At 45.2% G+C, this 26568-nt stretch carries 23 protein-coding genes; 9 read left to right on the top strand and 14 right to left on the bottom strand.

Features of this window, described 5'->3' with window-relative positions; all coding sequences use genetic code 11:
- Nucleotides 1–197 precede the first annotated feature (197 nt).
- From maiA to hppD, 4 genes are read right to left on the bottom strand one after another with little or no spacing between them, the layout of a single operon-like run.
- Entirely contained in the window at nt 198–902 is a 705-nt protein-coding gene (gene maiA / locus QWZ07_RS05555) for a maleylacetoacetate isomerase (protein ID WP_192852357.1), read from the bottom strand.
- Nucleotides 903–923: 21 nt separating this feature from the next.
- Nucleotides 924–1961, bottom strand: coding sequence for a fumarylacetoacetate hydrolase family protein (locus QWZ07_RS05550; RefSeq protein ID WP_192852356.1), 1038 nt, complete (start codon nt 1959–1961; stop codon nt 924–926).
- Nucleotides 1962–1970: 9 nt separating this feature from the next.
- Complete coding sequence (locus QWZ07_RS05545) at nt 1971–3101, bottom strand: homogentisate 1,2-dioxygenase (protein WP_192852355.1); 1131 nt, start codon at nt 3099–3101, stop codon at nt 1971–1973.
- A complete protein-coding gene (hppD, locus tag QWZ07_RS05540; protein WP_192852354.1) occupies nt 3094–4167 on the bottom strand; it encodes a 4-hydroxyphenylpyruvate dioxygenase in 1074 nt (357 codons plus the stop codon). Before hppD ends, QWZ07_RS05545 begins: the two co-directional genes overlap by 8 nt.
- An 83-nt stretch (nt 4168–4250) precedes the next feature.
- On the opposite strand from hppD, the gene QWZ07_RS05535 reads away from it, so the two are divergent.
- Nucleotides 4251–4433, top strand: a complete 183-nt coding sequence (locus QWZ07_RS05535) for a hypothetical protein (protein ID WP_225998371.1) — start codon at nt 4251–4253, stop codon at nt 4431–4433.
- Nucleotides 4434–4527: 94 nt separating this feature from the next.
- Here the strand turns inward: QWZ07_RS05535 and QWZ07_RS05530 are convergent, their stop codons facing one another.
- The 6 genes from QWZ07_RS05530 to QWZ07_RS05505 all read right to left on the bottom strand — a co-directional run bounded on the left by QWZ07_RS05530 (nt 4528) and on the right by QWZ07_RS05505 (nt 9957).
- The gene (locus QWZ07_RS05530) at nt 4528–5187 is read right to left on the bottom strand and encodes an HAD family hydrolase (protein ID WP_192852353.1); all 660 of its coding nucleotides are present in this window, start codon (nt 5185–5187) and stop codon (nt 4528–4530) included.
- A 1-nt stretch (nt 5188) separates the two neighbouring features.
- Nucleotides 5189–6208, bottom strand: a complete 1020-nt coding sequence (locus tag QWZ07_RS05525) for an ABC transporter ATP-binding protein (RefSeq protein ID WP_004732593.1) — start codon at nt 6206–6208, stop codon at nt 5189–5191.
- Nucleotides 6208–6993, bottom strand: coding sequence for an ABC transporter permease (locus QWZ07_RS05520; RefSeq protein WP_076667485.1), 786 nt, complete (start codon nt 6991–6993; stop codon nt 6208–6210). Before QWZ07_RS05520 ends, QWZ07_RS05525 begins: the two co-directional genes overlap by 1 nt.
- On the bottom strand, nt 6993–7886 hold the full coding sequence (locus tag QWZ07_RS05515) for an ABC transporter permease (protein ID WP_192852352.1): 894 nt from the start codon (nt 7884–7886) through the stop codon (nt 6993–6995). Before QWZ07_RS05515 ends, QWZ07_RS05520 begins: the two co-directional genes overlap by 1 nt.
- Nucleotides 7883–8770, bottom strand: a complete 888-nt coding sequence (locus QWZ07_RS05510) for an alkaline phosphatase family protein (RefSeq protein WP_192852351.1) — start codon at nt 8768–8770, stop codon at nt 7883–7885. The genes QWZ07_RS05515 and QWZ07_RS05510 overlap by 4 nt, the downstream gene beginning before the upstream one ends.
- A 62-nt stretch (nt 8771–8832) precedes the next feature.
- Nucleotides 8833–9957, bottom strand: coding sequence for an ABC transporter substrate-binding protein (locus tag QWZ07_RS05505; RefSeq protein ID WP_192852350.1), 1125 nt, complete (start codon nt 9955–9957; stop codon nt 8833–8835).
- A gap of 211 nt (nt 9958–10168) precedes the next feature.
- Here QWZ07_RS05505 and QWZ07_RS05500 point away from each other — a divergent pair, with 211 nt between their 5' ends.
- Nucleotides 10169–10897 (top strand): UTRA domain-containing protein, encoded by a 729-nt coding sequence (locus QWZ07_RS05500; RefSeq protein WP_192852349.1) that lies wholly within the window; start codon nt 10169–10171, stop codon nt 10895–10897.
- 103 nt (nt 10898–11000) lie between these two features.
- Here the strand turns inward: QWZ07_RS05500 and QWZ07_RS05495 are convergent, their stop codons facing one another.
- Nucleotides 11001–13409, bottom strand: coding sequence for a response regulator (locus QWZ07_RS05495; RefSeq protein ID WP_192852348.1), 2409 nt, complete (start codon nt 13407–13409; stop codon nt 11001–11003).
- Between the two features lie 88 nt (nt 13410–13497).
- Between QWZ07_RS05495 and QWZ07_RS05490 the strand changes: the two genes are divergently transcribed.
- The gene (locus QWZ07_RS05490; RefSeq protein ID WP_192852347.1) at nt 13498–14256 is read left to right on the top strand and encodes a substrate-binding periplasmic protein; all 759 of its coding nucleotides are present in this window, start codon (nt 13498–13500) and stop codon (nt 14254–14256) included.
- Nucleotides 14257–14455: 199 nt separating this feature from the next.
- Here QWZ07_RS05490 and ybiA read toward each other — a convergent pair whose 3' ends face one another.
- Both ybiA and QWZ07_RS05480 read right to left on the bottom strand, forming a co-directional pair.
- The gene (ybiA, locus tag QWZ07_RS05485; RefSeq protein WP_076667500.1) at nt 14456–15016 is read right to left on the bottom strand and encodes a riboflavin biosynthesis intermediates N-glycosidase; all 561 of its coding nucleotides are present in this window, start codon (nt 15014–15016) and stop codon (nt 14456–14458) included.
- A 179-nt stretch (nt 15017–15195) separates the two neighbouring features.
- Nucleotides 15196–15390, bottom strand: a complete 195-nt coding sequence (locus QWZ07_RS05480) for a hypothetical protein (protein ID WP_017111270.1) — start codon at nt 15388–15390, stop codon at nt 15196–15198.
- Nucleotides 15391–15746: 356 nt separating this feature from the next.
- Between QWZ07_RS05480 and QWZ07_RS05475 the strand changes: the two genes are divergently transcribed.
- The 3 genes from QWZ07_RS05475 to QWZ07_RS05465 are packed head-to-tail and all read left to right on the top strand — an operon-like array spanning nt 15747 to nt 17991.
- Entirely contained in the window at nt 15747–16571 is an 825-nt protein-coding gene (locus tag QWZ07_RS05475; protein WP_102266888.1) for an ABC transporter ATP-binding protein, read from the top strand.
- An 8-nt stretch (nt 16572–16579) separates the two neighbouring features.
- Nucleotides 16580–17512 (top strand): ATP-binding cassette domain-containing protein, encoded by a 933-nt coding sequence (locus QWZ07_RS05470; RefSeq protein ID WP_102351955.1) that lies wholly within the window; start codon nt 16580–16582, stop codon nt 17510–17512.
- A complete protein-coding gene (locus tag QWZ07_RS05465) occupies nt 17509–17991 on the top strand; it encodes a transcriptional regulator (RefSeq protein WP_102351956.1) in 483 nt (160 codons plus the stop codon). The genes QWZ07_RS05470 and QWZ07_RS05465 overlap by 4 nt, the downstream gene beginning before the upstream one ends.
- Nucleotides 17992–18356: 365 nt before the next feature.
- On the opposite strand, the gene QWZ07_RS05460 is transcribed toward QWZ07_RS05465, so the two are convergent.
- Nucleotides 18357–20336 (bottom strand): replication initiator protein RctB domain-containing protein, encoded by a 1980-nt coding sequence (locus QWZ07_RS05460; RefSeq protein WP_017111265.1) that lies wholly within the window; start codon nt 20334–20336, stop codon nt 18357–18359.
- 1249 nt (nt 20337–21585) lie between these two features.
- Between QWZ07_RS05460 and QWZ07_RS05455 the strand changes: the two genes are divergently transcribed.
- The 3 genes from QWZ07_RS05455 (at nt 21586) to QWZ07_RS05445 (ending at nt 26047) form a co-directional block, all read left to right on the top strand.
- Complete coding sequence (locus tag QWZ07_RS05455; protein ID WP_017075623.1) at nt 21586–22803, top strand: ParA family protein; 1218 nt, start codon at nt 21586–21588, stop codon at nt 22801–22803.
- Between the two features lie 5 nt (nt 22804–22808).
- Nucleotides 22809–23783, top strand: coding sequence for a ParB/RepB/Spo0J family partition protein (locus tag QWZ07_RS05450; protein ID WP_192852346.1), 975 nt, complete (start codon nt 22809–22811; stop codon nt 23781–23783).
- 92 nt (nt 23784–23875) lie between these two features.
- Nucleotides 23876–26047, top strand: a complete 2172-nt coding sequence (locus QWZ07_RS05445; RefSeq protein WP_192852345.1) for a tRNA(Met) cytidine acetyltransferase TmcA domain-containing protein — start codon at nt 23876–23878, stop codon at nt 26045–26047.
- Nucleotides 26048–26568: the final 521 nt, after the last annotated feature.

The following is a 26568-nucleotide window of genomic DNA, read 5'->3' as shown; positions in this document are numbered from 1 at the left end:
GTAGAAACCAAGAAGCCTCCAACATTGGAGGTTTCTTTTTATCCGGATAATATTAAGATACTAAGCTTCTGAGTAAAGACAAAAGCATGCGTTCGAACTCTTATGAGAACAGGTTAAATATTTGGATACTCAGTCCAGATTTCTCCCCTCTTTTCAAAAAACATCCTCAATTTAGCAAAATAAATCGTTGTTTCCGTTCACATCGGTGCATTCGCATCCGCTTGGTTCTCTGGCATTGCATCGATAAAAGCGGGTAACTGGTTACACGCTTCAACTATCGAGTTAATCAACGGATAAAGCGACATATCAATACCAAAGCGCAAAGCATTGTAGACTTGCGGCACTAAGCAAATATCGACGATACAAGGGGAATCTGTGAGGCTATACACCGCGTCGCCATGTACTTTTCTGTGCTTCGCTAGCTTCTCTTCTAACGCCGAAAAACCTTGGCTCATCCAATAGTGAAGCCAATCCACTTTTGCCTCTTGCTCGCACGACAATTCTCGCTCCAAATACTGCAACACACGCAGGTTATTTAGAGGGTGAATTTCCATCGCGATATCCTGAGCCATCGCCAACGCTTGATAGCGCAGTGGGGTTTGCTCAGGAATCAACAAGGTGTCTGGGCTGCTCTCACACAAATAGTGTTCATCGAGATATTGAAGAATAGCCAGCGACTGATTGAGTTGAACGTCACCATCCACCAGCACCGGCACTAATTCACTGGCATTGAGCTCGCGATATTGTGGGTCATGCTGCTCGCCGCCATTACGCACCAAGTGCACCGATTTAGACTCGTAGTTGAGTTGCTTCAGGTTTAATCCAATACGCACTCGATAGGCTGCGGACGAGCGCCAGTAACCGTAAAGTATAATGTTCTTGTTCACGATGCTCTCGCTCATACAGAAATCCTATTATGTGGACTATAGCGCCCGATACTGGCTCACTTTTTGGTCAATCGCACCAAAAATGGAGTCACCAGCTGCATCAAACATCTCAAGCTTGATCGAATCGCCAAACGACATGAATTTAGTCGACGGTTTACCATCACGAATCGTCTCTATCATGCGAACTTCGGCAATGCATGAATAACCCACTCCGCCCTCGGCAATTGAGGTGCCATGGTCAGTGCCTTGCTTATTGGAAACCGTGCCCGAGCCAATGATTGCACCGGCCGATAGTGGGCGAGTTTTCGCAGCGTGAACAACTAATTCTGCAAAGTTGAAAGTCATATCCACGCCAGCATTCGGACAACCAAAAGGCTTATCGTTGTAGGTCGATATCAACGGTAGATGCACCTTACTGCCTCTCCACTGTTCACCAAGCTCGTCAGGTGTTACCGCAACCGGAGAGAACGCTGAAGAAGGCTTAGACTGGAAGAAACCAAAACCCTTAGCAAGCTCTGCCGGAATCAAACCACGCAGCGACACATCATTCACCAACATCAGCAAGCGAATCGACTCGTGCGCCTGTTTAGCACTGGCACCCATTGGCACGTCACCGGTCACAATCGCGACCTCGCCCTCGAAATCGATACCCCATTCGTCGCTGGCAAATTCGATGTTGTCACGAGGGCCGATAAACGCGTCTGAGCCGCCTTGATACATTAATGGATCGACCCAGAAACTTTCTGGCATTTCAGCACCACGAGCCTTACGCACCAGCTCAACATGATTTACATATGCGCTGCCATCGGCCCATTGATAAGCGCGTGGCAGAGGTGATTCACAATACTGAGGTGCAAACACTTCACTGCCTGTCACATGCCCAGTATTAAGCGAGGTGTATAACTCTTCTAACTGAGGTGCAACGCTGTCCCAGTTATCCAAAGCCACCTGCATGGTTGGCGCCAGATGCATCGCATGGAAGATTTCAGTGGCAGCCACACATTGTTTGAGATCTTTGCTCACGACCATCAATAGACCATCGCGAGTGCCATTTTTCTTGGTTGCTAATTTCATCCTTATCCCTTATTTCTCTTGCCAACTGTAGACATATTCTTTGTTCTCAACGCTATCGAGTTCCTCAGAGAACTGCAGTGCATGGCGAGTATCGATCATCACCGCCACTTCGTCGGTAAACTTCTTCTTATGCGCCTGACCTGCCTTAAAGGCTTTAGGGTGAGGTCCATGACTGAAGCCTGCTGGATGGAAAGTCACCATGCCCGCTTCAATATTGTCGCGACTGAAGAAGTCACCAGCGTGATAGAACAGCACTTCGTCGTAGTCATCATTGTTGTGGTAGAACGGCACTTTCAATGCACCTGGGTCGCTCTCAATCGGACGTGGTACAAAGGTGCACACTACAAAACCTGCGCCAACAAACGTCGTGTGCGCAGAAGGTGGCAAGTGGTAGCGATGCGACATCAGCGGTCTGATATCGCGCCAATTCACTTTCACCACAGCTAAGTCGCCATGCCAGCCAATTGCATCCAATGGATTGAACGGATAGGTGATCACGCTGACTTTGTCGTGGCGCTTCACCTGAACCTGAGTTTGGTTTTCTGAATACTGAGCGCGGAATTGATCATTGATCGAAGGGATATCGAGCACTGCAGGATCAAACACCGCGTGATTGCCGACCATGCCTTTCTCTGGCAAGGAGTAAGCCGCGTCTGTGTTCTCAATCATCAAGATAAACATCGGCTCGCTTGGCTCTAAGCGCCAGTTGGTCGAGCGCGGGATCATCACGTAATCCCCTTCACTCACCTCTAGATGACCATAGTCACAATAAAGATCGGCGCTGCCTTGGTGAATGAACAGTAGCTCATCGCCATCGGAGTTACGCACTAAGAAATCCATCTTCTCATCCATGCGCCACACGCGGATTTTGCAGTCCGCATTGTGCAAAAGATGAGGCACCGCCCAAGGGGTTATCTGGCTGGCTTTTTCCACTAGCGTAAAATCAAAAGCGCGAGGACGTAAATCGCCCTCCCACTCCGACCAACCTGTTGGGGCGTGTTGGTGATGAAAGTGAGCAGCAGGACCGAAGAAACCACTTCGGCCGGCTTCTCGCTCATAGATTGCCTCTTCGGGGAAGTCGGCGTGCGCTTGTTTAGAACACACCCCCTCCCGATGAGGAAATGAGATCCATTTATGCATCGTCTAATACTCCTCGACGAATCTGGTCCTCTTCAATCGATTCAAACAGCGCCTTGAAGTTACCTTCGCCAAAGCCTTCATTGCCTTTACGCTGAATGATTTCAAAGAACACAGGCCCAATTACCGTCTGTGTGAAAATTTGCAGCAAGATGCCGTCTTTGGTCGGCGCGCCATCAATCAGGACGCGTAGGTCACGCAGCAGATCAGTGTCTTCACCGTGGCCTTTCACACGATCGTCAACTTTCTCATAGTAGGTATCTGGGGTTGGCATAAAGTCCATGCCGCGATCACGCAGAGTCTTCACCGTTTTGTAGATGTCATCGGTGGCGAGTGCGATGTGTTGGATACCTTCGCCGTTGTATTCGCGAATAAACTCTTCGATTTGTGATTTGTCGTCGGAAGACTCATTGATAGGGATACGGATTTTGCCACACGGTGAGGTCATAGCGCGGCTCACAAGGCCAGTCAGCTTGCCTTCAATGTCGAAGTAGCGAATCTCACGGAAGTTACCAAGACGTTCATAGAACCCAGACCATAGGTCCATATTGCCTTGCTTCACGTTATGCGTGAGGTGGTCGATTTCATACAAGCCAACATTGGCTTCGGCCATGCGCTGTTCCGCATCGTCATAGAATCGGAAGTCGACGTCGTAGATGCTCTGCTTGCCATAACGATCCACAAAATAGAGCAGGCTTTCACCGATGCCGTAAATGGCAGGAATGCTCAGCTCCATCGGCCCTATTTCTGTTTTGTACTCTTCACCACCACCCTTAAACGCTTGCTCCATTGCAGCTGTTGCTTCGTTGACACGAAAAGCCATGCCACAGACCGATGGCCCATGCACTTTAGCGAACGCTTCCGCTTGGCTGTGAGGCTGTTCATTGACGATAAAGTTGATGTCACCTTGTCGATACAGCCAAGCCTCTTTTGAGCGGTGCTTGGCGATCTCAGCAAAACCAAGTGACACAAACAGCGCTTTAAGTTGCTCAATTCCCTTGTGGTCAACGGCCGTGTATTCAACAAACTCGAACCCATCCGTGCCAAGCGGGTTGTATGTATCCACCATGAACTTTCTCCTTGTACCTATTGGTTTTGTGTTGTGTATTTTTTGTCCTTAATTAAATTTGGCCCACAAGCCGAGATAATGGAATGGGTGGAGGAAAATGGGCAATTTCGATGAAACCCTGTCAATTTGTAAAATATTTGTTACACACAAACCATCAAGACAAGAAAGTGAGTGCTATCAAGGGATTGAAAGAGGGTGGTTTGATTTACAGCAGAGTGAGAGATGTTATTGAATTGTTACACACATCCTTTTGTCAGCTAAGGTAATAAATCGAACATTAGACTGATGATGCAAAAAAGCCGCTGTAGTCAGCGGCTTGATGAGTTCTAGAGCGAACCTAATTCGAATATAAGATTCTGTTTAATCCCAGTCGAGGATCGACCAATTCGGTTGATCAGCCAGTGCTTTCAAACGCGGGCATGGGTTTACTAGGTAAGCAAAATCAGCGTGTTCACACAAAGGTAAGTCATTGATTGAATCGGTATAAAAGTGGATATCTGAGTAATTGGTTTCTTGATTATCTAACCACTCTTTTAAACGCGTCACTTTACCTTCTCGGTAGCTTGGTACGCCTGATATTTGAGACGTGAAACGGCCTTGGTTTTCAATCAAATCGATACCAAGTGCATTCTCGATACCCATCTTACGACCGACCGCTTCCACTAAGAAAGTTACGCTGGCAGAGATGATCAGCATATCGATGTCGTCATTTTCTAGCTGTTCAATCAAAGGTTTCGACTGCTTGAATTGCTTAGGCAAAATATGCTGTTCGACACACTCTTCAACCAAAGCGGTGACTTGCTCTGTTGGCATGTCGGCCAAAGGCTGCATGGAAAACGTGAGGTAATCTTCCATGTTCAGTTTGCCTTCCGAATACAGGCCCATTAAGCGCTTATCTTCTTCAATAAAGTTGGGCGCAGTGGCAATGCCCTTTTCAACCAAGAACTCATTCCAGAGCATCGCTGCATCGGCATTGATCAGCGTTTCATCCATATCAAATACATACAAAGGTTTGAACATCTTAGGCTCTCACAGGTTGAATTTCGTTAAGGTTAAACAGGAGTTCAAGTTGGCTGCCGTTTGCCAACAGTCGTTCAGAGGAACGGTTAAGCAGGTCGACCGTTAATTCACACTCATCAACGTCCACTTGGTAGCGAATCACGTTACCCAAGAGCTGGTGGTTGCGAATGGTGCCCGTTTTCGGCGCGGAGATATGTTCGCCATATTGTCGACCTTGCTCTTTAACGTAGATAGATTCAGGTCGAATCGCCACTTTCCACTCGGTTTCAATATTGAACAACTGCTTGGCTTTGTTCGCTTGCACCAGATTGTAGTGCCCCATGAACCCTGCCACGAACTCATTGGCAGGTTGAGTGTAGATCTCTTCGGGTGTGCCGGCTTGTACGATCTCGCCTTTGTTCATCAGGAAGATACGGTCAGACATGATCATCGCTTCTTCCTGATCGTGAGTCACGAAGATCGTGGTCAGGTTCATCTCTTTTTGGATGTCTCGGATCTGTTGGCGCAGATGTTTACGGATCTTCGCATCCAGCGCTGAAAGCGGCTCATCGAGTAATAATATACGAGGCTTAACCACCAAGGCTCTTGCCAAAGCCACACGCTGACGCTGACCGCCTGATAGCTGATGCGGGTAGAACTTCTCTTTGCCCGTTAAGTCCACCAGCCCAATCACTTTCGCGACTTCGCGTTTAATCTCGTCAGCAGCAAGCTTTTTCATCTTGAGGCCAAACGCAATGTTGCCCTCAACCGTCATATTCGGGAACAGGGCATAAGATTGAAACACCATGCCGATGCCACGCTGTTGCGGCACTTGATGAGTAATCTCCTCACCATTCACCCAGATCTCGCCACCATCGACCGGATTCAAGCCTGCCAAGCTACGCAGAAGAGTTGATTTGCCGCAACCACTTGGGCCAAGCAGCGTGATGAATTCACCCTTCTCGATGGAAAATTCAATGTCTTCAAACACCGTGTTGTCACCAAAGCGCTTGGTGAGGTTTTTCGCATTTACATAGCTCATTATTTGGTTCCCTGGCTGAAACGACTTGCCAACCAAGTCAGTAAGAAAATAAACAGGAAGTACGTCATCACAAGGGCTGATGTGAAGTGACCACTGGTTTGACGCATGTTGTATAGGTAGATTTGCAGCGTCTCGTAACGTGTACCGACCAAGATGTTGGCGAACACGAACTCGCCCAATAGGAACGAGAACGACAAGAACAGCGACGCCATTAAACCTTTCTTAAGGTTTGGCAAAATAATCAATAAAAACGCCTTGGTAGTGCTTGCGCCGAGCAGGTGAGCAGCGTCCATCAAGTCGTGCAAGTTAATCGCTTCAAAGCTGTTGGCAATCGCGCGGTACATGAATGGCAGCGCGATGGTGAAGTAAGTACCTATCAGAATCCATGGCGTGCCTATCAGTGAGATTTCGCTATCGGCATACAGCTGAAGTAAGCCCACCGACGACACCACTGGCGGTACAGCGAACGGCAATAAGATGAGTATATTCATCACCTTGTCGAGTTTCGGGAAATAGTAAAACACCACGAAAATCGCAGGCAGAACCAACACCACACTCAATGACAGTGCCGCCACACAGATAAACAGTGAACGACCAAAGGCTTGTAAGAAGCGAGGATCCGTCAGCAGGTTGATGTACCAATCCAGAGTAAAACCGTCAGGCAGGATCGTCGCGCCCCAACGTGAAGAGATCGAGTAGATGAAGGTCGCCAAGATCGGGAGCATCATGATTCCAACAATCGAATAGACCACCGTTTTATGAAAGCGAGTATTTACGGTGTTCATTACTTTCTCTTCCCTGCGTAGCTTTTACTGATCAGCCATTGGTTAATCACGGTGATGAAGGCCAGCATCGCCATCAGAATCACAGAAATTGCCGCGGCTAGGTTGGGTTCTAGGAACAAATCGCCCGATACCAAACTCGCGATTCGAATCGTAATCACGTTGTAGTTTCCTGAGGTCAACGCATACACGCTCGCATACGCGCCAATCGCATTGGCAATCAAGATGATAAAGGTGCCAAACAAGGCAGGAGACAGCACTGGCAACGCTATTTTGGTCCAGTATTGCCAAGTTTTCGCACCAAGCAGTGCAGAGGCGGCTTGCCAGTCGTCACTCAAGGCATCGAACGCTGGATACAGCAACAACACCGCTAATGGGATCTGGAAATAGATATAAATCGCCAGCAAGCCCCACTTGCCGTACAGGTCAAAATCACCCAGTAATCCATACTGCTTGAGCAATAAGGTGATCGCACCATTGGTGCCCAAGATGATGATGAATGCGAACGATAGAGGCACACCAGAGAAGTTGCTACTCATGTTGGTAAACGCAATCACCGCATCGCGGATTTTAGAATCAACGCGGCGCAATGAAGAGACCAACAGAGTCGCAATCGCTAAACCAACAATGCTCGACCAAATCGACAACCATAAACTGTTGCCAAAAGCCTGCATCATGAAGGCAGAATTGAAGACTTCAGAATAGTTTTCTAGAGAGAGCTCATCGTCATAGAAGAAGCTGTTGATCAGCACCCAAACCATGGGAGCCAGTTGGAACAGATAGAAAAACAGTGCGAAAGGCGCAAGCCACAAAGCGGGCTTGAAGCGTTTGAACCAAGATTTGGTTTGGGGTTTAAGCGCAGAGCCATCGCTCTGCGTGATTACAGAACTGCTCATAAGGCCAACAATTCCTGAGTGTAAGATTTATCGTGTTCAAGGTTGAGTAGCTGACACACGCTGCCGCAGATATCGGTCTGTTTCACTGAACACTCTTGGTGTGTGAACTTATCGCCAATCACAAAGAAAGGCACTTCACGTTCTTCAGGCAGAATGCCACCGTGAGACAAGTCATTGTTCATGCCATGGTCACTGGTAATGATCACCTGATAACCATCATTTACCCATTTCTCAAGGTAGTTCGACAGGTAAATATCCGCGCCACGTGCACTGTTGCGGTACTGGCGTGAATCCAACCCATGCTTGTGTCCAATATCGTCAATGTTCATTGGGTGAATCAACAAGAAGTCCGGCTGATGAGTGACACGCAGGTGCTCGGCATCCAAGAACAAGGCTTCATCTGGGTAGTGGTCCCAGTGGTAAAAACAGCCGTGTTGAATGTTCAAGGTTTCGTCGTTGGTAAAACGGTCACGCACCGCATCAAATGGCGCTCGGTTATACAACTCGCTCACCCAATGATAGGCCGCGGCAGCCGTCACTTTGCCTTGTGATTTAGCCAAGCTAAAGATCGACTCGTGATTCGATAAACGCACGATTTGGTTGTTAACGATGCCGCTCTCGACAGGGCGAGCTCCCGTTAAAATGCACTCATACAGTGGGCGTGACATGGACGGCAGTTCACACTGCATTGGGTAAAGTGTGGCGCGCAGCTTGTTTTTTTGCGTGCTTATGATTTGCGAAGTGCCCTGTTGGCTCAGAGGAACGCTGTGGTTACTGTTTTTCGAGTCACTAAGTTCTAGAAGACCGTTCAGGTAGCCCATGCAATCACGGGCTACCTGATAATTCAGTCCATCTAGAACAACAAGGATAACCTTATTGCTCATGGTCTATTCTCTATTGCTTGTTTCTATAAGCCACCCGTTACAGGTGGCATGTTAAGCGGGGGTTATTGCTGGTGAATCAATACGCTTTCTTGCCATTGACGCGGCAGGCGGCGTGCTGATTTTTCCCATGCTGAGAAGTCAGTTACTGGGTGAACGTTGCTGTATTGCTCGTTCGAGATCAGCTTGTCTTGCACTGATTTAGGCAGCGTAACGTTGCTACGGATTGGACGTGCGTAACCTTCTGCTAGGTTGATTTGGCCTTGATCGCTGAAGATGTATTCACGAGCCAACTTCGCCGCATTCGGGTTTTGTGCGTATTTGTTGATGATGGTGGTGTAACCAGAGATCACTGAGCCATCTTGTGGAATGCTTACAGTAAAGCGCTCACGGTCGATCTTGTCGCGGTAGTTCAGTGCGTTGAAATCCCACATGATCGCTACTTCCACTTCACCTTTTTCAAGGTTCGCAATGCTTGGATCTGTGTAAGATAGACGACGTTGCTTCGCTAGTTCACCAAAGAATTTAATCGCTGGTTTCAGGTTCGACTCGTCACCGCCATTAGCAAATGCTGCCGCTAATATCGCGTTGTTTGCTTGCGCGGCTACACCTACGTCACCGACTGTTACTTTGTAGTCGCCTTCTAGTAGGTCGCTCCAAGATTTGGGTGCATCTTCAACAAGGTTGTTGTTTGAAATGAACGAGATAGTACCTGTGTAAGCCAGAGCCCAGTGACCATCTTTGTCTTTCGCCCAGTCTGGAATGTCATTCCAAGTCGTTGGCTTGTATGGCTGCGTTACGTCTTTTTTCACAGCGACACGTGCAAATGCGAAACCAACATCACCGATATCTGCGGTTGCGTTTCTTTTCTCTGCTTCAAATTTCGAGATCTCTTGTGCCGAGCTCATGTCCGTATCCTGATGCTTCAAACCGTAGTTTGCTTTCAGGTCAGTCCATGTGCCTTTCCAGTTTGCCCAACTGTCTGGCATACCCACACTGTAAACCGCACCCTCTTTTTGAGCGGCTTCAATCAGTGACTTAAGATCAGCATCCTTCGCCATCGCTGGCATTGAAAGTGTTACCGTTATCAGCGTTGCACCTAACAGTTTTGCAGGTGAACCGATTAATTTTTCAGGTAAACCACTCAGTTTGGCTGGCGATACAGTTGAACGGCTAAGCAAAGTTTTCATTGTCTCTATCCCTCTGGACTAGGTCAGTAAGTTCGTTTTGTATGCTATCGCCAGAGTGTGACGCTTTCGCGCAAGTTATTTGACAGTTAGGATGCATTTTCGTGGCAGTTATATTTCATTAATATGACAGTAAGCCATTGTTTACTGTCACATTCCTGTTAACTCCGTGGTTTACCTTATTGAGCACACGAACTTATGGACTAGATCAGCAATGAGAACATTGGGTACAGGGCAATCAGGGACACAACTAGGCAGAATTAAGACAAGCATTAGAGAACAGCTTCAATCAGGCATCTTCACCGAGGGGCAAAAACTGCCATCCGAAAGAGATCTCAGCGAGCTGTTTTCCACCACACGAATCACGCTCAAAGATGCGCTGGTGTCATTAGAAACCGAAGGCTTGATATACCGAGAAGAACGCCGAGGCTGGTATGTGTCGCCCGAACGGATTCGCTACAACCCATTGTCACGTTCTCACTTTCATCAAATGATTCGCGAACAACATCGTATTGCAGAAACAAGGCTGCTGAGCACCCGCACAGAGATGGCAGCGGGCGATTACGCCAAAGCATTAGAGATAGAACAGATAACGCCGATACACGTCATTGAGCGATTACGCTTTATTGATGGCAGAGCGGTACTCTTCGTTGAAAACGTCTTGAAAGCACCGCTGTTTGAAAAGGTACTATCAGAAAACCTCACCATGTCGTTGACGGGTATCTACCGAGAAAAATACGGTTACGAGACCCAACGCTCGCGCTTTGATGTAATTCCCACTTCAGCTCCTGCGCATGTCGCCAAGGCGCTGAATTTGGCAGAGGGCCAGCCAGTTTTGAAGATCTGCCGAGTGAACTACAAGCAAGACGGCGAGTTAATGGACTGCGAACTGGAATACTGGCGACCAGATTCTGTGGTGATCCATATTGATAGTATTGGGTAGCACGTAAGAAATAGATTAGAAAATAGGAAAACAGCACATACAAAAACTCCGACTGATTAGGTCGGAGTTTCGTTTTTAACGGTTACATTTGATGAGGAACTAACTAAACAATCTTTTGTTCATTTTCTTCTTTAGCCGAATCGGTTTCCTTAGATAAAAAGCTCGCGACAATCTCTCGTAACTTCCCTTGATTAACCGGCTTTGGTAAAAACTCATCCATACCCACATCAAAACACAAATGCTTGTCTCTCTGCACAACGTTAGCCGTCAGCGCGACAATTGGAATATGCTTTGAAGAGCCCTCTTCGATCGCTCTGATCTGCTTAGTCGCTTCGAAGCCATCAAGAACCGGCATCTGACAATCCATAAAGATCATCACATAGTCATTGGCCTTAAACTTCTCTACACCAATTTCCCCGTTGTCAGCGATATCCACCTCAAGACCAAGCTTCTTAAGCATCATCTTAGCCACTTGTTGATTCACTCTCGAATCTTCGACTACCAAGACTTTACCGCTAAAAGACGCAGTGATAACCGCGGGTTTTGGTTCTTCTTTTAAAGCAGTTTTCTCAGGCTCTGCTGGTTTAGCAACAGCTGCCGGTTTGGTTACCGGCACAGGCTCGTTGTCTTTGAACGCCACCTCGCCTCGATTTGGGTAGGTAAAGGTCGAAGTATCCGCCGCTCTCGCTAACACCTCACTGATAGTCCACTTAAGCTGGTTATCTTGATATGGGCGAGCAATGTAGGCGACAAAGCCGACTTGCTTGGCTCGGACTTCATCTTGCTTTCTTGGGTCAGCAGAGATCATCACCAACTTCGGACAATCTTTCTCAAAGCGTTCAAGCAAACTTCTGGCTAACTGGAAACCATCAATCGATGGCATCACCTTATCTATCAGTACTAAATCATAAGGCGTCGATTGAGCAATGGAGTCAGCCACCAGCTCTAATGCTCTAGAACCTGTCTCACAGCATTCAGATGTCACTCCAAAGGACTGCAGTTGCGTCGAAGTAATCCGCATGTTGAGTTGGCTATCATCCACCAACAGCACTGAGATCTTGTTAAAGTCGATACGGCTCTCTTCCACTTCCAAACACGGATCAAAGTCAGCTGTGAAATAGAATGTACTGCCCTGCCCTTGCACACTAGTGAGCTCAAGCTTGCTGCCCATTAAGGTAACGATTTTGTCGCATATCGTTAAACCAAGCCCTGTACCGCCATAGATACGAGTAGTGCTGCCGTCGGCTTGTTGGAACTTATCAAACACCGACTGTTGTTTGTCTTCCGCAATGCCAATGCCGCTATCTTTTACTTCAAATCGAACTCTCAGCTTTTGCTCAGGTTCTGTGATTTCTTCCAAGCGAAGTGAAAGCGTGACATGGCCATGCTCAGTAAACTTGATTGCGTTGCCGACTAGATTATTCAGTACCTGTCTTAATTGGGTGCCATCTCCGATCACCATGGTTGGAATCTTAGGATCAATGGCCAGTTGGAATCTGAGCCCTTTTTGTTCGGCTTTCACTCTGAAGGTCGACTCAACATCGGCTGCAATGCCCATCATTTTCATCGGCTCTTGCTGAAGCTCTAAACGACCAGCTTCAATCTTCGAGTAATCGAGAATGTCATTGATCAGATCTAGCAGCGTGAGCGAAGAGGTATTGAGCATGTCGACATACTCTTTTTGCTCTTTCGGCATGTCCATTTCAGAAAGCAGAGACGACAACCCGATGATGCCGTTCATTGGAGTACGGATCTCGTGACTCATATTGGCAAGGAATTCACTCTTGTTGCGGTTAGCTACTTCTGCGGTGTTTTTGGCTTTTTCCAATTCTTGGTATTGTTGACGAATGCGTTCAATAGACTGGTTATAGCTCGACTCTAGCGTCGAAATCTCATCTTGATACGTACATTCTGGCGGGGTGAGAAAACGTGGCTTGTTGTCTTCTACTTGTTGTTGGTTAATTTGAGAAGACATGATCATCAAGCGTTTAACGACTAAACGATAGACGATCGTCAGACACACCAGAGAGAGCAAGAAGATTTTCACGGCTTCGAAGGCGAGTAACAACAGAACCCGTTCTTCGAAATCATCGAGGATAATACTTAAATCAGCTTGCACCGTTAATGTGGCAAGGGGGTAATCTTTACCTCCCATTTGGTGCACCATTTCCCAAGACTGGGAGTACGACTGACCAGAGGTTGCTTGACCCAGTTCTAGAATTTTTTCATCGGGGCTTTCTATGAGTAGATAGCTCACAGAGGGTAAACGGGAGATGCCTTCAGCTTGCACGAACAGTTGAGTTCGGTCTTCCACCCACAAGCTCGCCGTTAAACCGGAGAGGTATCCCGCTTTAACCTGTTCGATCTGAGAACTGATAAAAGAAACTCGACTTTGGTACTCCACATATAATCCCAGACCTGTCACTATAACTGTGAATAAGGTGCTGATTGCGATTATTGTCCCGATCAACTGTCGAGAGAGTCCAATATAGCGTTTTCCTTTTTTCACCATACACAAATTACCATTATTGTTATCCTAGCAAACTACAATTACTCAACTAGTATAATAGTAGTCATTCATCAAATAACTAGGGAAGGTTATGAAAAAACATCTTATCGTTGCATCCATAGTCAGTTTGTTTTCAAGCAGTTATGCTTCTGCAAGCGAACCTCTTCACTACTACATTATTGAGAGCCAAGCGCAACCTTTTCAGATCGAAACTGACGGGTCATCTCACAGAGGAATGGTTTCAGATATTGTGGAAGCGGTATTCGATGACAGCCAATATGAGATCAACTACCACACCTACCCTTTTAATCGAATGATCGACAAGCTTGATGCAAGAGAGAATCCAAACTGGGTAACCTACGGCAGCCCGAGCTGGGGAAATATCCAGTCGGTTAACCTGTCTAAAGATCCGATTTACAATGTAAAACACGTGTTACTCAGCAGCGGTAAAAAGCCGTTTGAGTTTAATACTATCGACGATTTAGACGGAAAAGCCGTGGTATTGCTGGTCGGGTTTGAATATCCGAACCTAGAGCCATACATCCAACAAGGTAAGCTCAACGAAATTCGAGTGAAAGATTACACGGCTGCGTTTCGTGTCCTCAACCGAGCACCTGGTGATACTGTGTTTGTTGAGATGGAATCACGAATCAAATATAACCTAAACGAGCAAAAGCTGAGTATTGATGACTACCAGATGCAAGAGTTTGGTTCTGTAATCAATAACTACCCTATCCATTTGGCGTTTGACCCTGAGATGGACCCTAAACTGCAAACCTTCATTAACCAACGTCTCGATCAAATGAAAGACGATGGACAGCTCAACGACATCGTACAGAGCTACTTATAGCACCAGCGTAACGTAGAGCTTGGCAACGTATTACTTGATAAAACATAGCTTGGTAACGCTCTTTAGCTATCGTTGATGCCTAACTCTCTAAAACCTAAAAGGCCGCCCTGCTTAGTTTAATACTAAATAGCAGGGCGGCCTTTTAAATGTGAAGAACCTAACGCTGGTAGACCCGTTCGAATAACTGATCTCGAACAAACTAGTGCGAAGCAATCAAATGCCGTTGCTGAGTGCGAAGCTGGTGACGCACTGCCATCAGAATCTTACCCAAATGGTTCTCGCCGGTTCCATCCCCGCCATCGCCCCAGAAGTGGTCTTTATGCGAATGTTCTTTGATCACCGAATCTCCGGTATTGGTAAGAAACAACGCAAACTGTGGATTCTGTCTAAACTTCTCCGTCACAATGAACTGCATCACTTCAACACGAATGTCATACCAATCTTCACGTACTTGATCTTCATAATCACGACTCAACGAAAATGCTTCAGCAGGCGAACAGGCTTCCAAAATAGTATTGCGCAGTTCTTGAGAGGCGAACTTCATCGCTTGATAATAGTGTTCGCTGGTAGCCCATACTTGGTCATCGACCTTAATGGGGCAAGCCGCAAAATTTGAAAGGTATCCGTTTGGATCTTCAGGTTCATAAAACAGCACTTCTTTGGCTTGAGCCACAGAATTAGACATAGCCTTCTCCTTACCAACGACATCGCATATTTTTGCTTTAACTTTAAAATTAGTGGCGTTGCATATTGCTGTCAAACAACTTAGTTCAAGAGTAAGCCATCAGCGTGTTTTTAGCAGAAAAGAGAGGTATGAAGCGAGTTTTTATTAATTAAGAAGTGAATGGAATGTGGTTGTTGAAAAATGCTGTTAAAGAAATAAAATCTATATAAATCAAAGGGTGGTATGTGACCACCCTTGAAATACAGTTGGAAATTTTAGTGAATCAAGCCAAGATCTCTCGCTTCTTCCAGACTAAAACCGCTTTCTCTAATTTCTCTTAGAGTCTCGATACGACGACGAGCTTCAGCAGACTTCATTTTCTTTTCTGGTTTGAAAGATACTTCTTCTTCAGCATCCCACTTGTTTGCAATATTTGTCATTTCGTCATGGTTGATAGAATTAATGGACATGTTTTCCTCCGAAAAGCACCATGTAATGGACAGCTAATCTGTAGCAAAAGCTAAATCACTTGTTAAGAAATTCTGTACTGAAATGTGATGATTCCGACGCTTCACAAAGCTAATTAATAAATGCCTCATTTAAACTTTGCCAAAGCCAAATTCTGCAATTACATTTACAAGATTCCCCACTAGAAATGTGGTTTGATCTAACTCTCATTTTCTCCTTTCTCAATCTTACTTTTCCACTGAAATCTCATGAAATAACCCTAGATTAATTTCGAGGCACTTCATTCTTTTTGTGCTCACTGCTTTCACTAAATTCACTTCATGATAATGGTTATCAATATCATAACTGAGTATTTAATATGTCTAGTGAACATTCAGAGACACCGCTTCTCCAAGTGAAGAATTTATGTGTCGATTACATTACCGATAACGGCGATTTTAATGCCGTCAAATCGGTAAGCTTTAACATCAATCAAGGAGAGATTTTCGGTTTGGCCGGCGAATCAGGGTGCGGAAAAAGTACCATCGCGTTTGCCATTAACCGTCTGCACAAGCCGCCAGCTTTCATCTCGGGTGGAAAGATAATATTCAACGGGCAAGATCTGCTCAGTTTATCCGACGACCACTTGAACACCTTGCGTTGGAGCGAAATCGCCATGGTTTTCCAAAGTGCGATGAACTCACTCAATCCCGTTCTTCCTATTCAAGAGCAATTCGCTGATGTTTTGCGTCACCACAAAGGGATGACAGACGAACAAGCCAAAGACCGCGCAGAGAAGCTCCTCGACCTTGTAAACATCCCTCGCAACCGTCTCACCGAATATCCACATCAGTTTAGCGGAGGGATGCGTCAACGCTTAGTGATAGCCATTGCGCTCGCCCTCAATCCCAAGTTGATCATCATGGACGAGCCGACAACGGCGCTGGATGTGGTTGTACAACGCGAGATTCTGCAGCAAATACACCAACTCAGAGAAGAGTTTGGTTTCTCGATACTCTTCATCACCCACGACCTCGCACTAATGAGCCAATTATGTGATCGCATTGCCATCATGCGTCACGGTCAAATAGTTGAAGTTAATCAATCCTATGAGATCCGTAACAACCCACAGCACTCCTACACCAAAAAACTTTGGAGTTCGTTCCCTAATATTCACCAACACGCTCACGCGACGGCGTGCTAGGAGGCTCCATGACACAACCCATTATCCAAGTAAAAAACTTAGTCAAAGAGTTCACCGTGGGCGGTGGCTTTGGTAAAGAAGAAATATTTAGAGCACTGCATGGCGTGAGTTTCGATATCTATGCCGGAAAAACACTGGCTCTCGTTGGTGAATCTGGCTGCGGCAAAAGCACTTGCGCTCGATTGATGACCAAGGTCTACCCTGCTACCGAAGGGGAAATTCTATTCAACGGCAAAGACATCTCAACGCTCAACAGCCGAAAAGATATCTTAGATTACCGCAGTCGTGTACAGATGGTGTTTCAAGACCCATTCGGTTCGCTTAACCCAACTCACACCATAGAGCACCACTTAACGCGCCCACTTAAGATTCATAAACAAGTCGCCAATAAAGCAGCGCTAGAAGAGCGCCTTAAAGAGTTACTCACGCTGGTGGAGCTACCCGTCGAAACTCTCGCGAAATACCCTCACGAGCTCAGTGGCGGCCAAAGACAGCGGGTTAACCTAGCCAGAGCGCTTGCGGTTGGGGCTGAAGTCATTCTTGCCGATGAACCGACCTCAATGTTGGATGTGTCGATAAGGCTTGGGGTGCTTAACCTCATGCAGAGAATGAAGAAAGAACTTGGCATCGGATTTTTGTACATTACTCATGATCTTGCGACTGCCCATTACATCGCCGAAGAGACGGCTGTGATGTACAAAGGCCAGATCGTCGAATGGGGATCAACCCAGTCGATCTTAACCAATCCGCAGCACCCATATACCAAACTGTTGATCTCAGCGGTACCGGATCCTGATCTGCCATTTGGCGAACTTGTCAAAAATGAACCAAACTATTCAGTAAACGCAGATCGTATTCGAGAGCAGAGCAGTGAAATACAGCATGAGATCAAGCAAGTTGCTGATAATCACTTTGTAAAACAGTGGGATAACGTTGCATGAATGAACTAGACACTTGGTTAGAGCGGATCGGAGATTGGTACAAAGACCGAAAGCATGATCAAGTGGAACGGTTAGAACCTTTGATCTTAACGCCTCCAGATGCACTCTGGGGGCCTTTGATCACGGATGAACAAAGCAAAGGCATCGCATGTTGGTTGGATGGGTGCCTGAGAATCTTTACTTTCTATCGAAACTCAATCGAAAACCCGCACCACCCAGAAAAGGCCTATCAATACCTGATGTTTGCTTACGGTAAGCTTCAGGCAGTGTCTTGTGACCCAAAAGCGGAACCCGGCCTACAAGAGTGGTGTACCAAGCGGGTACAACACTTGTGTGTGCTGGCTTTGGAGTTTGCTAACCAACAACAAGAACCACGCTGGCAACAAGAATCGGAAAAGTTGATCGAATCACATGTGCGTTTTATGGCAAGCCAACCACAGAACGATGATCAAGGAAGAGCTAAACACCAACTTCATTGATCAACCCTATCTCGATCAAACATCAAGTCAGAGTCTCCTCAAAGTTAGATCCGTAGAAAGCATGATCTCACCTTGATCATGCTTCGGAGTTTTATTCTGTAAGCTATTGAATTTTAATGATTCGATGAATTTCAGACAAAAAAAAGCGAGTCCCTTAGGAACTCGCGAAAATCTATTCAGTATGATGTAACAAAATATGAGCCAATCTATTAATCATAAGAAAGGACAAAGGTTGTCTATTCGGGATAAATAATAATCAACTAGGTGCTCTATATTGTCATCACATTGTCAGCATTAGGTGCGGTTATTATCAACACCTAATGATGTTCAGATCATCCATCCAGCGGCGATTATAGGACTCACGGCTAGTGGCCAATCGCCATTTCATCGAGCGCTAAGAACACGTTTTCGTCTAAGTGACCTTCGTGAACTTGCTTGCATACCTTGCGGCGTACAGCCAGGCCAGAAATAAGACGCTCAATTGAAAGGTGTCGATTACTGGTACTATCGCGGTCATTGTAGAGTTCAATCAGCTTACTCAATGTTTCGTAAGGAATCACATCCTCACCGACTCTCAACCAATCAAGCTTCTCAATGAGCTCAGAGCACTCTTCTTTGATTGAGGCATGTGAGTGCCCGGTCATTGCTGATAAAGCCGTTATGCTGCGTTCTAGAGCCTCTGAAGAGGTATATTTAGATAGGGTTATCATAATCTCGTCAGCATTGATCTCAACAGAGTGCTTACGTTGTTTAACTCTGCGCCCTAGCTTGCCTCTTGGTGAAGGAGCTTTACGCTGAATAGGCTCAAATTCGCCATCGATGATTTCAGATAACTCTTCCAGCTTTTGCTTAGACACCATTTCATTGCGCAGTGGGTTCGGCAATGTTGGCGCCATGTTTCGCTTACCTGCGTTGGTAGTGCGCGCCCTTGAGTAACGCAGCACTTCTTCAACGTTACATTTGATATCGACCTGATAATCGGTGGTCTTGCCTTTTTCGATCAATGCCGTGATCGTCAAATGGTAACCCCACAGGTTGACGAGGAAGGTATCTTCTTGCTCCCCTACTTCACCCAACTTTCTCAGTTCGCGGATCAGATCCATCGAAAAACGACGCCAATCAATGTTACGCGCCAGTTTTTGATTCAGTTCGCTCAATAGCATGCAATCAGAATGACGACGCGCCATACGGCTTCTGAAGTACGAATACATTTGGAAGACCAAGGTATGCTGCTTCAGGATCTCTGGTGGGAACAGGAAGAAATAATCGCGCGTTAGGAGCTCTTCATAGAACGATGGCTCCCATACCAAGATGTATAGGTTCGGTTTAATGCGAATTTCGCCGTCAGAGCCCTCTGTAGGCGCTTCTTCCGATGCGGTGATGGTTCTGGCTAAGAATCGGAAACGGTCGCTCTTAAAGCCTTCTGGCATGTTCTCACTTAGCCAACGGCCAGTAAGCTCATGTAACTGAAAATCGGTAAACTCAATGCGGTCAATGCTGTCTCGAATAGAGTCACGAGCCGGGCCGCTGTCTTTCTTGCCACGCAATGAAAGAATATCCGTGATGTAGAGCGGCGTTTTGTTCGGTGTGTGCTTAGCATCTAGGTGGTAATCGTCTTGATGATGATCATGGTATTGAACCGTTAACGTGAATAACGCGAATAACGTCATCAGATCATCAACGGTCATAATGTTTTTTGAAGATCGTGTTTCGATCACCGCTCGAGTTCCCGAGATCGAAACCATCGATTTCTGGTAGCTCTTACGTGTTCTAGGTGGCGCTAACGCTTGATCAATAATCCCAGCCCAATTGGTTGGCGAGACAATAAATTGATCCGCTTCATCTTTCATCGTTGGCGGGGTATTAAGACCGTGTTCATTCAACAAACGTTTGTTTACTTTGGTTTGCGCGAGAGCTTTAGAACGCTTTTGCTTTTCGTTTTGTTTCACACTTTCAGTCACTAAGCTGGTGGCACCTAGCACTGATATCAACTGATTGGGATTAACAAAGCGATGTAGCATCGTTTTGCCCGCAAGGCCTTCTTCAAAGCGAACCGGGATTTGTTTGAAAAGTCCGATATTTACAGCCGCTCTGAGCCTTTGCTGTAAGGCAGCACGAGTGACTTGCCCATCGGTTGATTCGATTATTTCAGTGGTTGAAACGTATCCATCTTTGCTGCTAAACCCGCGAAGTGAAATTAGGTTGAGAAGCTCAACGATGCTTTTCGTGACCCCTTTGAAGTGTTGATATTGTTCTATCCATTCAACGGCTGTTTCAGATACCTCAAATAAATGACCATCTTTGTGGCTTCGTGCCTTAATTAACAATTTCTCTTCTGGTTTCATTTTTGATCCGTATCACACTAACCGTAATTTCACTATAGTTCCTGAATGATAAAGAAAGAATGATCATAAATAAAGAGAATTTATTGGCTTTTAAATAACTGATCTTTTTGATTAATATGATCTTAAATGATTAAGTGATCTAATGATCAGGGCGATCATTAGCTTTTAAGTTACTGAATTTAAAGTGTAAAAAAAATATCGCTTGGAAAGCATGATCATAAAGATAACGAAACGATGATCATAAAAGTTTAGAAAGCATGATCACTAAACATCAGAACGATGATCATTAAGTCATTGTAAGCATGATCATTATTGGTTCGAAAGCATGATCATTATACTTATACAGCTTATCCACAGTCCACAATTGATCGACGAGGTTTAAATCATCAATGTGGATATTTTCGTTGGTTATTTTATCGGAACAATGATCAAGTAATGCGACTTTTACATCGTTCCTCCCCTTTTCTGTTTAAAACTTACTCGGTATTGATTACATAATCGATGGTTGGGGACTTTTGGCTCGATACTCAATAAATTAGGAAGCATGATCATGAAATTGTCATGTTTCTGCATTTCCAATCCGTGTCGATTGAATTTCCCATCAATGAGGCCTTATAGAGCTTGAATCCCCATTGCAAAAGCATTTGTCCGTAAGTTAGCTGTCAATTTACATGCTTCCGGAACGATATGTACTTGATCATTTTTCCGGAAGTTGATCATTTCGAACGGGCACTCATGCGGATCAATATTGGCGAGTTTACACCTTGATCATGCTTCATAAATTAGCCTTATTAATTTTCTTACGAGTTCTGTATCCCATGATCATTCTTCCGGTTGAGGCTTCATTCTCTTTTGTTTAGTGATGTCTCATCTTCGCTTTGTTTTTTATTTGCCAAGCGATTTTCTAGTTTTTACTCTTTGTTGGTTGCAAACCTGTCAATTTCGAATGCAAATCACACGAGCCGTAATCTATGCTTGTGTTTCAATCGTTCCGAAGTTTTTTGACTGAAATTCCATTTACATTGTAAATAAGTGATACTGTAACATTTTAAATGTAAGGTAGAAATAGCACTGTTATACATGACAAAAAAGGTCACTTTTGTGTTTGTCTTAGCCGTTGTTTCATCAAACTGTAAAAATACAGTCTATTTTATGTGATTTTACTCATAAATGTATGTTCATGTTTTTGTTGTGTTTGTTGTTAATCGCTGTACAATTTGTACTTAGTTAATCATTACGGAAACTGGCAATGAAAAGAGAACAAACGATTGATAAGCTCTATCAGCTGGCCGAACAAACTCAACAAGTTCAGGCTGACCGAATTGAGATTATTCTGGAAGAGCGAAGTGATGAGCATTTCCCTCCAATGTCTAAAGCTATGATGGAGACGCGTTCAGGCTTAACTCGTCGTAAATTGGATGAGGCTATCAATAAGCTTGAAGCGGATGGTCATCAGTTTACAAAGAACAACGCCAATCATTACTCGATTTCATTGACCGAAGCTCACATGTTGATGGATGCGGCTGAAGTGCCGAAGTTCCACCAACGTAAGCAGCATGTAGACAATAAGCCATGGGTTATTAACGTACAGAACCAGAAGGGTGGTACGGGTAAATCAATGACAGCGGTTCACCTAGCGGCTTGTTTGTCTCTGAATTTAGACAAGCGCTACCGTATCTGTCTGATTGACTTGGATCCACAAGGTTCTTTGCGTCTGTTCTTAAACCCACAAATTAGTGGGGCAGAGCACGACAGTATCTATTCTGCCGTTGATATCATGTTGGACAATGTGCCTGAAGGCCAAGATGTTGACCTTGAATTCTTGCGTAAGAACGTATTATTACCAACACAGTATCCGAATCTAAAGACGATTTCGGCGTTCCCAGAAGATGCGATGTTTAACGCTGAAGCGTGGCAAAGCCTGTCTCAAGATCAGTCACTTGATATCGTTCGTCTTCTTAAAGAGAAGCTTATCGACAAAATCGCCGATGATTTTGATGTGATTATGATCGATACCGGTCCGCACGTTGACCCGCTTGTGTGGAACGCGATGTACGCATCGAATGCACTTCTTATCCCATGTGCTGCGAAGCGTTTGGACTGGGCTTCAACGGTTAACTTCTTCCAACACTTGCCAACTGTGTATGAGATGTTCCCAGAGGATTGGAAAGGGCTTGAATTTGTTCGTCTTATGCCAACGATGTTTGAAGACGATAACAAGAAGCAGGTATCAGTATTAACTGAGATGAACTACTTGTTGAATGACCAAGTCATGATGGCAACGATTCCAAGAAGCCGTGCCTTCGAAACTTGTGCTGATACTTACAGCACGGTTTTCGATCTGACGGTTAGCGACTTTGAGGGCGGTAAGAAAACTCTAGCCGTTGCTCAAGACGCGGTACAAAAAAGTGCTCTAGAATTAGAGCGAGTATTACATAGCAACTGGCCTTCACTTAATCAGGGATAACAAAAATGGCAATTAAAACATCTGACTTAAATGCAAAGCTATTTGGTAAAGCAAACAAACGCCGTGTAGCAACACCTCAAGAAGCGCAAACAGCCGTAAAAGAGCAAGCTCAAGTGATTGAACTTTCGGTTGCGGGTGAAGAGCTGGTTTCATTTGAATTGGTTCGAATTCCTGCAGCTGACGTTGCGACTCGAACGGTTGTATTTGAAGACAATGCTCGTGAGCAATCTTTCTTAAATGAACACGCTCTTTCTGATGTTCTGACTACGTTAAAAGAACGCGGTCAGCAATATCCAGCAGTTGGTCGCAAGAATAAAGACGGCAAGATTGAAGTTCTTGATGGTAGCCGTCGTCGTATGTCATGTATTTTAGCGGACAAAGAGTTCCTAATTTACGTAGCGGAAAACATTAACGGTGAACACGCTAAGTTCTTATCAGACGTTGCAAACGCTCACAAGCCACTTTCTCTTTACGAGAAAGGTAAAGAGATGCAGGCGAAACTGGATAAAGGCGAAGCTGAAGACCAAAAAGCATTAGCTAAAATGTTCCAGTGTAGTGAGGCTTTGGTTAGTGGCGCATTAAAAGCGGCGGCTTTACCACTTGAATTGCTACAAGCTTACCCTAATGTGAGCGACCTTGGTCGCCCAACGATTGTTAAACTGCACAAACAATTTGGCGGTTTAACGGGTGAACAGCAACAAACATTACTGACTAAGTGTGATGCTTCTGAAGGTTTTGTATGGCAGCGCAGTGAAGCGCAAGGTGTAACGCGTTTAACGAAAGACGTGACCGAAACTTTGGAAGGTTGGATTCTTGAACTGGCACCTGCGCCAGCGAAGAAAGTATCTCCAAAAGTTGAGCTTATCAAAGGTCGTGCGTCTTATAGCCGTAAAGGTTCAAACCTAGCTTTGAATCTTAAAAAAGTGGATGACGCGACGATGCAAGAAATTTTGAACTTCGTTCAATCAAAACTCGATTAAGTTTTCAAACTATCGAATGACTCTAAAGCCGCTTTATGCGGCTTTTTATTTGGCTGTGATAAACTGTGTTTAGATGAATCTGGACGCTAATTATGACGAACCCAACAAACACCTTTCTACATACTCTTTCCCAAACCGCCGAGCATAATCAGCATCGTTACGGTGTTGTCTTTTCTGGTGATAGTGATTGGCAAGACGCTACGATTCAGAGCTTTCTTGATGCCTCTTTAGCACAAACAATTTTCCAGATGGGTGGTTCGCCTTTTCAATCGGTAACACATGTTCCCGTTAAAAAGGGGCAACAACTCCTAGGTCGAGAATGCCAACTTCTTGTTTGTGATTTTAGAGAGCAGTTTGATGCCAATAGTTTTAGTGCGGCACTGGGTGCGTTAGTCGGCGGCGGCTTGTTGTTGGTTATCCCGCCCAACCCCGATGAATCTGAAGACGGTTTGAATGCTACTTTTGGTAAACGTTGGTTAGCGTCCAACTTCGCCAAACTGTTTCCTGTTTCACAAAACGATGAACAGCTAACGCAACTCTATACTCGTAATTCTTTGCCTGAAGAATTAACCCAACCGAATTTGTTCGATAGATTTGAGCAACAACAGACGGCAGTAGAGTTAGTTAAGAAAGTCGCCTCTGGACATCGAAAGCGCCCTTTGATTCTCACTGCAGACAGAGGCCGTGGCAAGAGTTCGACATTAGGTATCGCGGCAGCGGAGCTTTTGGTTGAGCGTCACGGGCTCAATATCATTGTCACCGCACCTTCGGTTAAAGCGGTTGAGCCAGTATTTGCTCACGCAAGCCAACGACTAGACCCTTGTGACGTTATCAATGCTACTCACATTAGCCATCAAGGTGGCAGTCTAAGATTCGTCGCACCAGATGAAATACTTCAATCTAAGCCTGATTGTGATTTGTTATTGGTTGATGAAGCGGCAGCCATTCCAATCCCGATGCTTAAATCTATGGTCGGCAGTTATCACCGTATGGTTTTTTCAACCACGGTTCACGGATACGAGGGAAGTGGGCGAGGGTTTGGCATTAAGTTTGAGTCTTGGCTTTCTGAACATCGTCCTGGATGGAAGAGCTATAAGCTTGAGCAACCAATCCGCTGGAATAACAACGACCCTCTAGAACGTTGGTTGTTTGATTGCTTCCTTCTGAGTAGCGACGTTTTATCGAGTGGTTCTGTTGTTCATGAGGCTGGTGATTTTTCTGACGAGGTGCTCAGCCAACTGAACCTGGTCGAGCTATCTAAAACCGAGTGTCTAGCGAACCCTGAAAAGCTTCAGCAATGTTTCTCTCTTTTGGTCGACGCTCATTATCAGACATCGCCCAATGACTTAATGCAGTTCCTCAGTAATCCGGCTATCCACTTATACGCAGCTTGGCAGCAAGATATCTGTTTGGGTTGTATGTTGGTGACGGAAGAGGGCGGTTTAGATAAAGATCTGATTGCTCAGATTCAAATAGGAAAGCGCAGACCTCAAGGACATCTTGTGCCAGTGTTGTTAGCGAATCAGCTCGGCTCTATTGAAGCGGCAACAAACCGTTGTATGCGTGTGATGAGAATTGCGGTTTCAATTGACCATCAAGGTTTAGGCTTAGGGAGTTGGATGCTTGAGCAGTTATCGAAGCAAGTCTCCGATATAGATTATCTGGCAACGAGTTTTGGTGCTACCAGCGAATTGGTTTCTTTCTGGCGACGTAACCAATTTGCTCCCGTGCATATTGGGCATCAAAGAGATCAAGCGAGTGGCTGTCACTCGCTGTTGATGGTGAAGCCACTTATCATTAGTGCTAACAATTGGGTCGCGCAGGTGCAGTCTCAGTTTGAGCAAAGCTTTTGCTTTCTCGTATCTGGTTCTCTAACTTCTCTTGAGGTTGATATGGTTCGTGCTCTATTACAAAGCCAGTCACTGTCAGTTAGTGAGTTAGAAAAGAAGTTGCTTCGCAACTATGTAGAAGGCGGAAACAGTTACGATAGTATTGGCTTTATCACGTTGAAATTAATTCTAGCGAGAAACACTCAACTGTCGAGCGAGCCTTCACCGTCATCAACAGAGCAGCTCACTAATTCTGAACGACAACATCGTGATGCTGATTATTCGGCTATCTCTGATTTGTTGATCGCTAAAGTAGTGCAACAAAAAGGGTGGGGGACTTGTGTTGAACAGTTCAATCTTACCGGGCGTAAGCAAGCAGAAGTTCAGCTTCGACAAGATATCTCTATATTGTTGTCCAATTTACAGTGTAAATAGGCGAGGCGATTTTCCAAATTAATTTACAGTGTAAATCCGAAATGGCGATTTACACTGTAAACTGAAATCTATCTTTTGCTTCTTCTTCTTCGATTACTTGTTTCTAAAGCTTCCCCTAATCTTACTCTTTTTTCCTAAATCCTCATATTGACCTAGTAACCCTAGAATTGGAAAGAACCGTCTCAGCATTTTAATTTGAACGTTGAGCTCATCAACTCAGGCAACCCGAATCTCGTTGACTCAATCGAATACCTGTTTACTGATGTGTGTTTCAATAAAGACTTTCATCATCGCTTTTATCGAGTGTTTACTTGGTGTCTTCATCTGAAGCTTTCCCGCCATCGAATAATTCTAATCGTATTCATGCTCTATTTTCCATTGTCAGGTTCTAGAGCTCTATTCCAAAATTGCTTTAAAAAATCGCGGATTATGATTGTAAAGGTGAGCCCGCTCATAAAATGCGTGTGTCTTATTTCTGAGTCATGTTTGCACAATCGAAAGTAAGTGATGTGACGCTGATT

The organism is Vibrio lentus, from assembly GCF_030409755.1.
Classification (GTDB): Bacteria; Pseudomonadota; Gammaproteobacteria; order Enterobacterales; family Vibrionaceae; genus Vibrio; species Vibrio lentus.
Note: the sequence above shows the minus strand (reverse complement) of the source record. Positions and strands in the feature narration are given on the sequence as shown.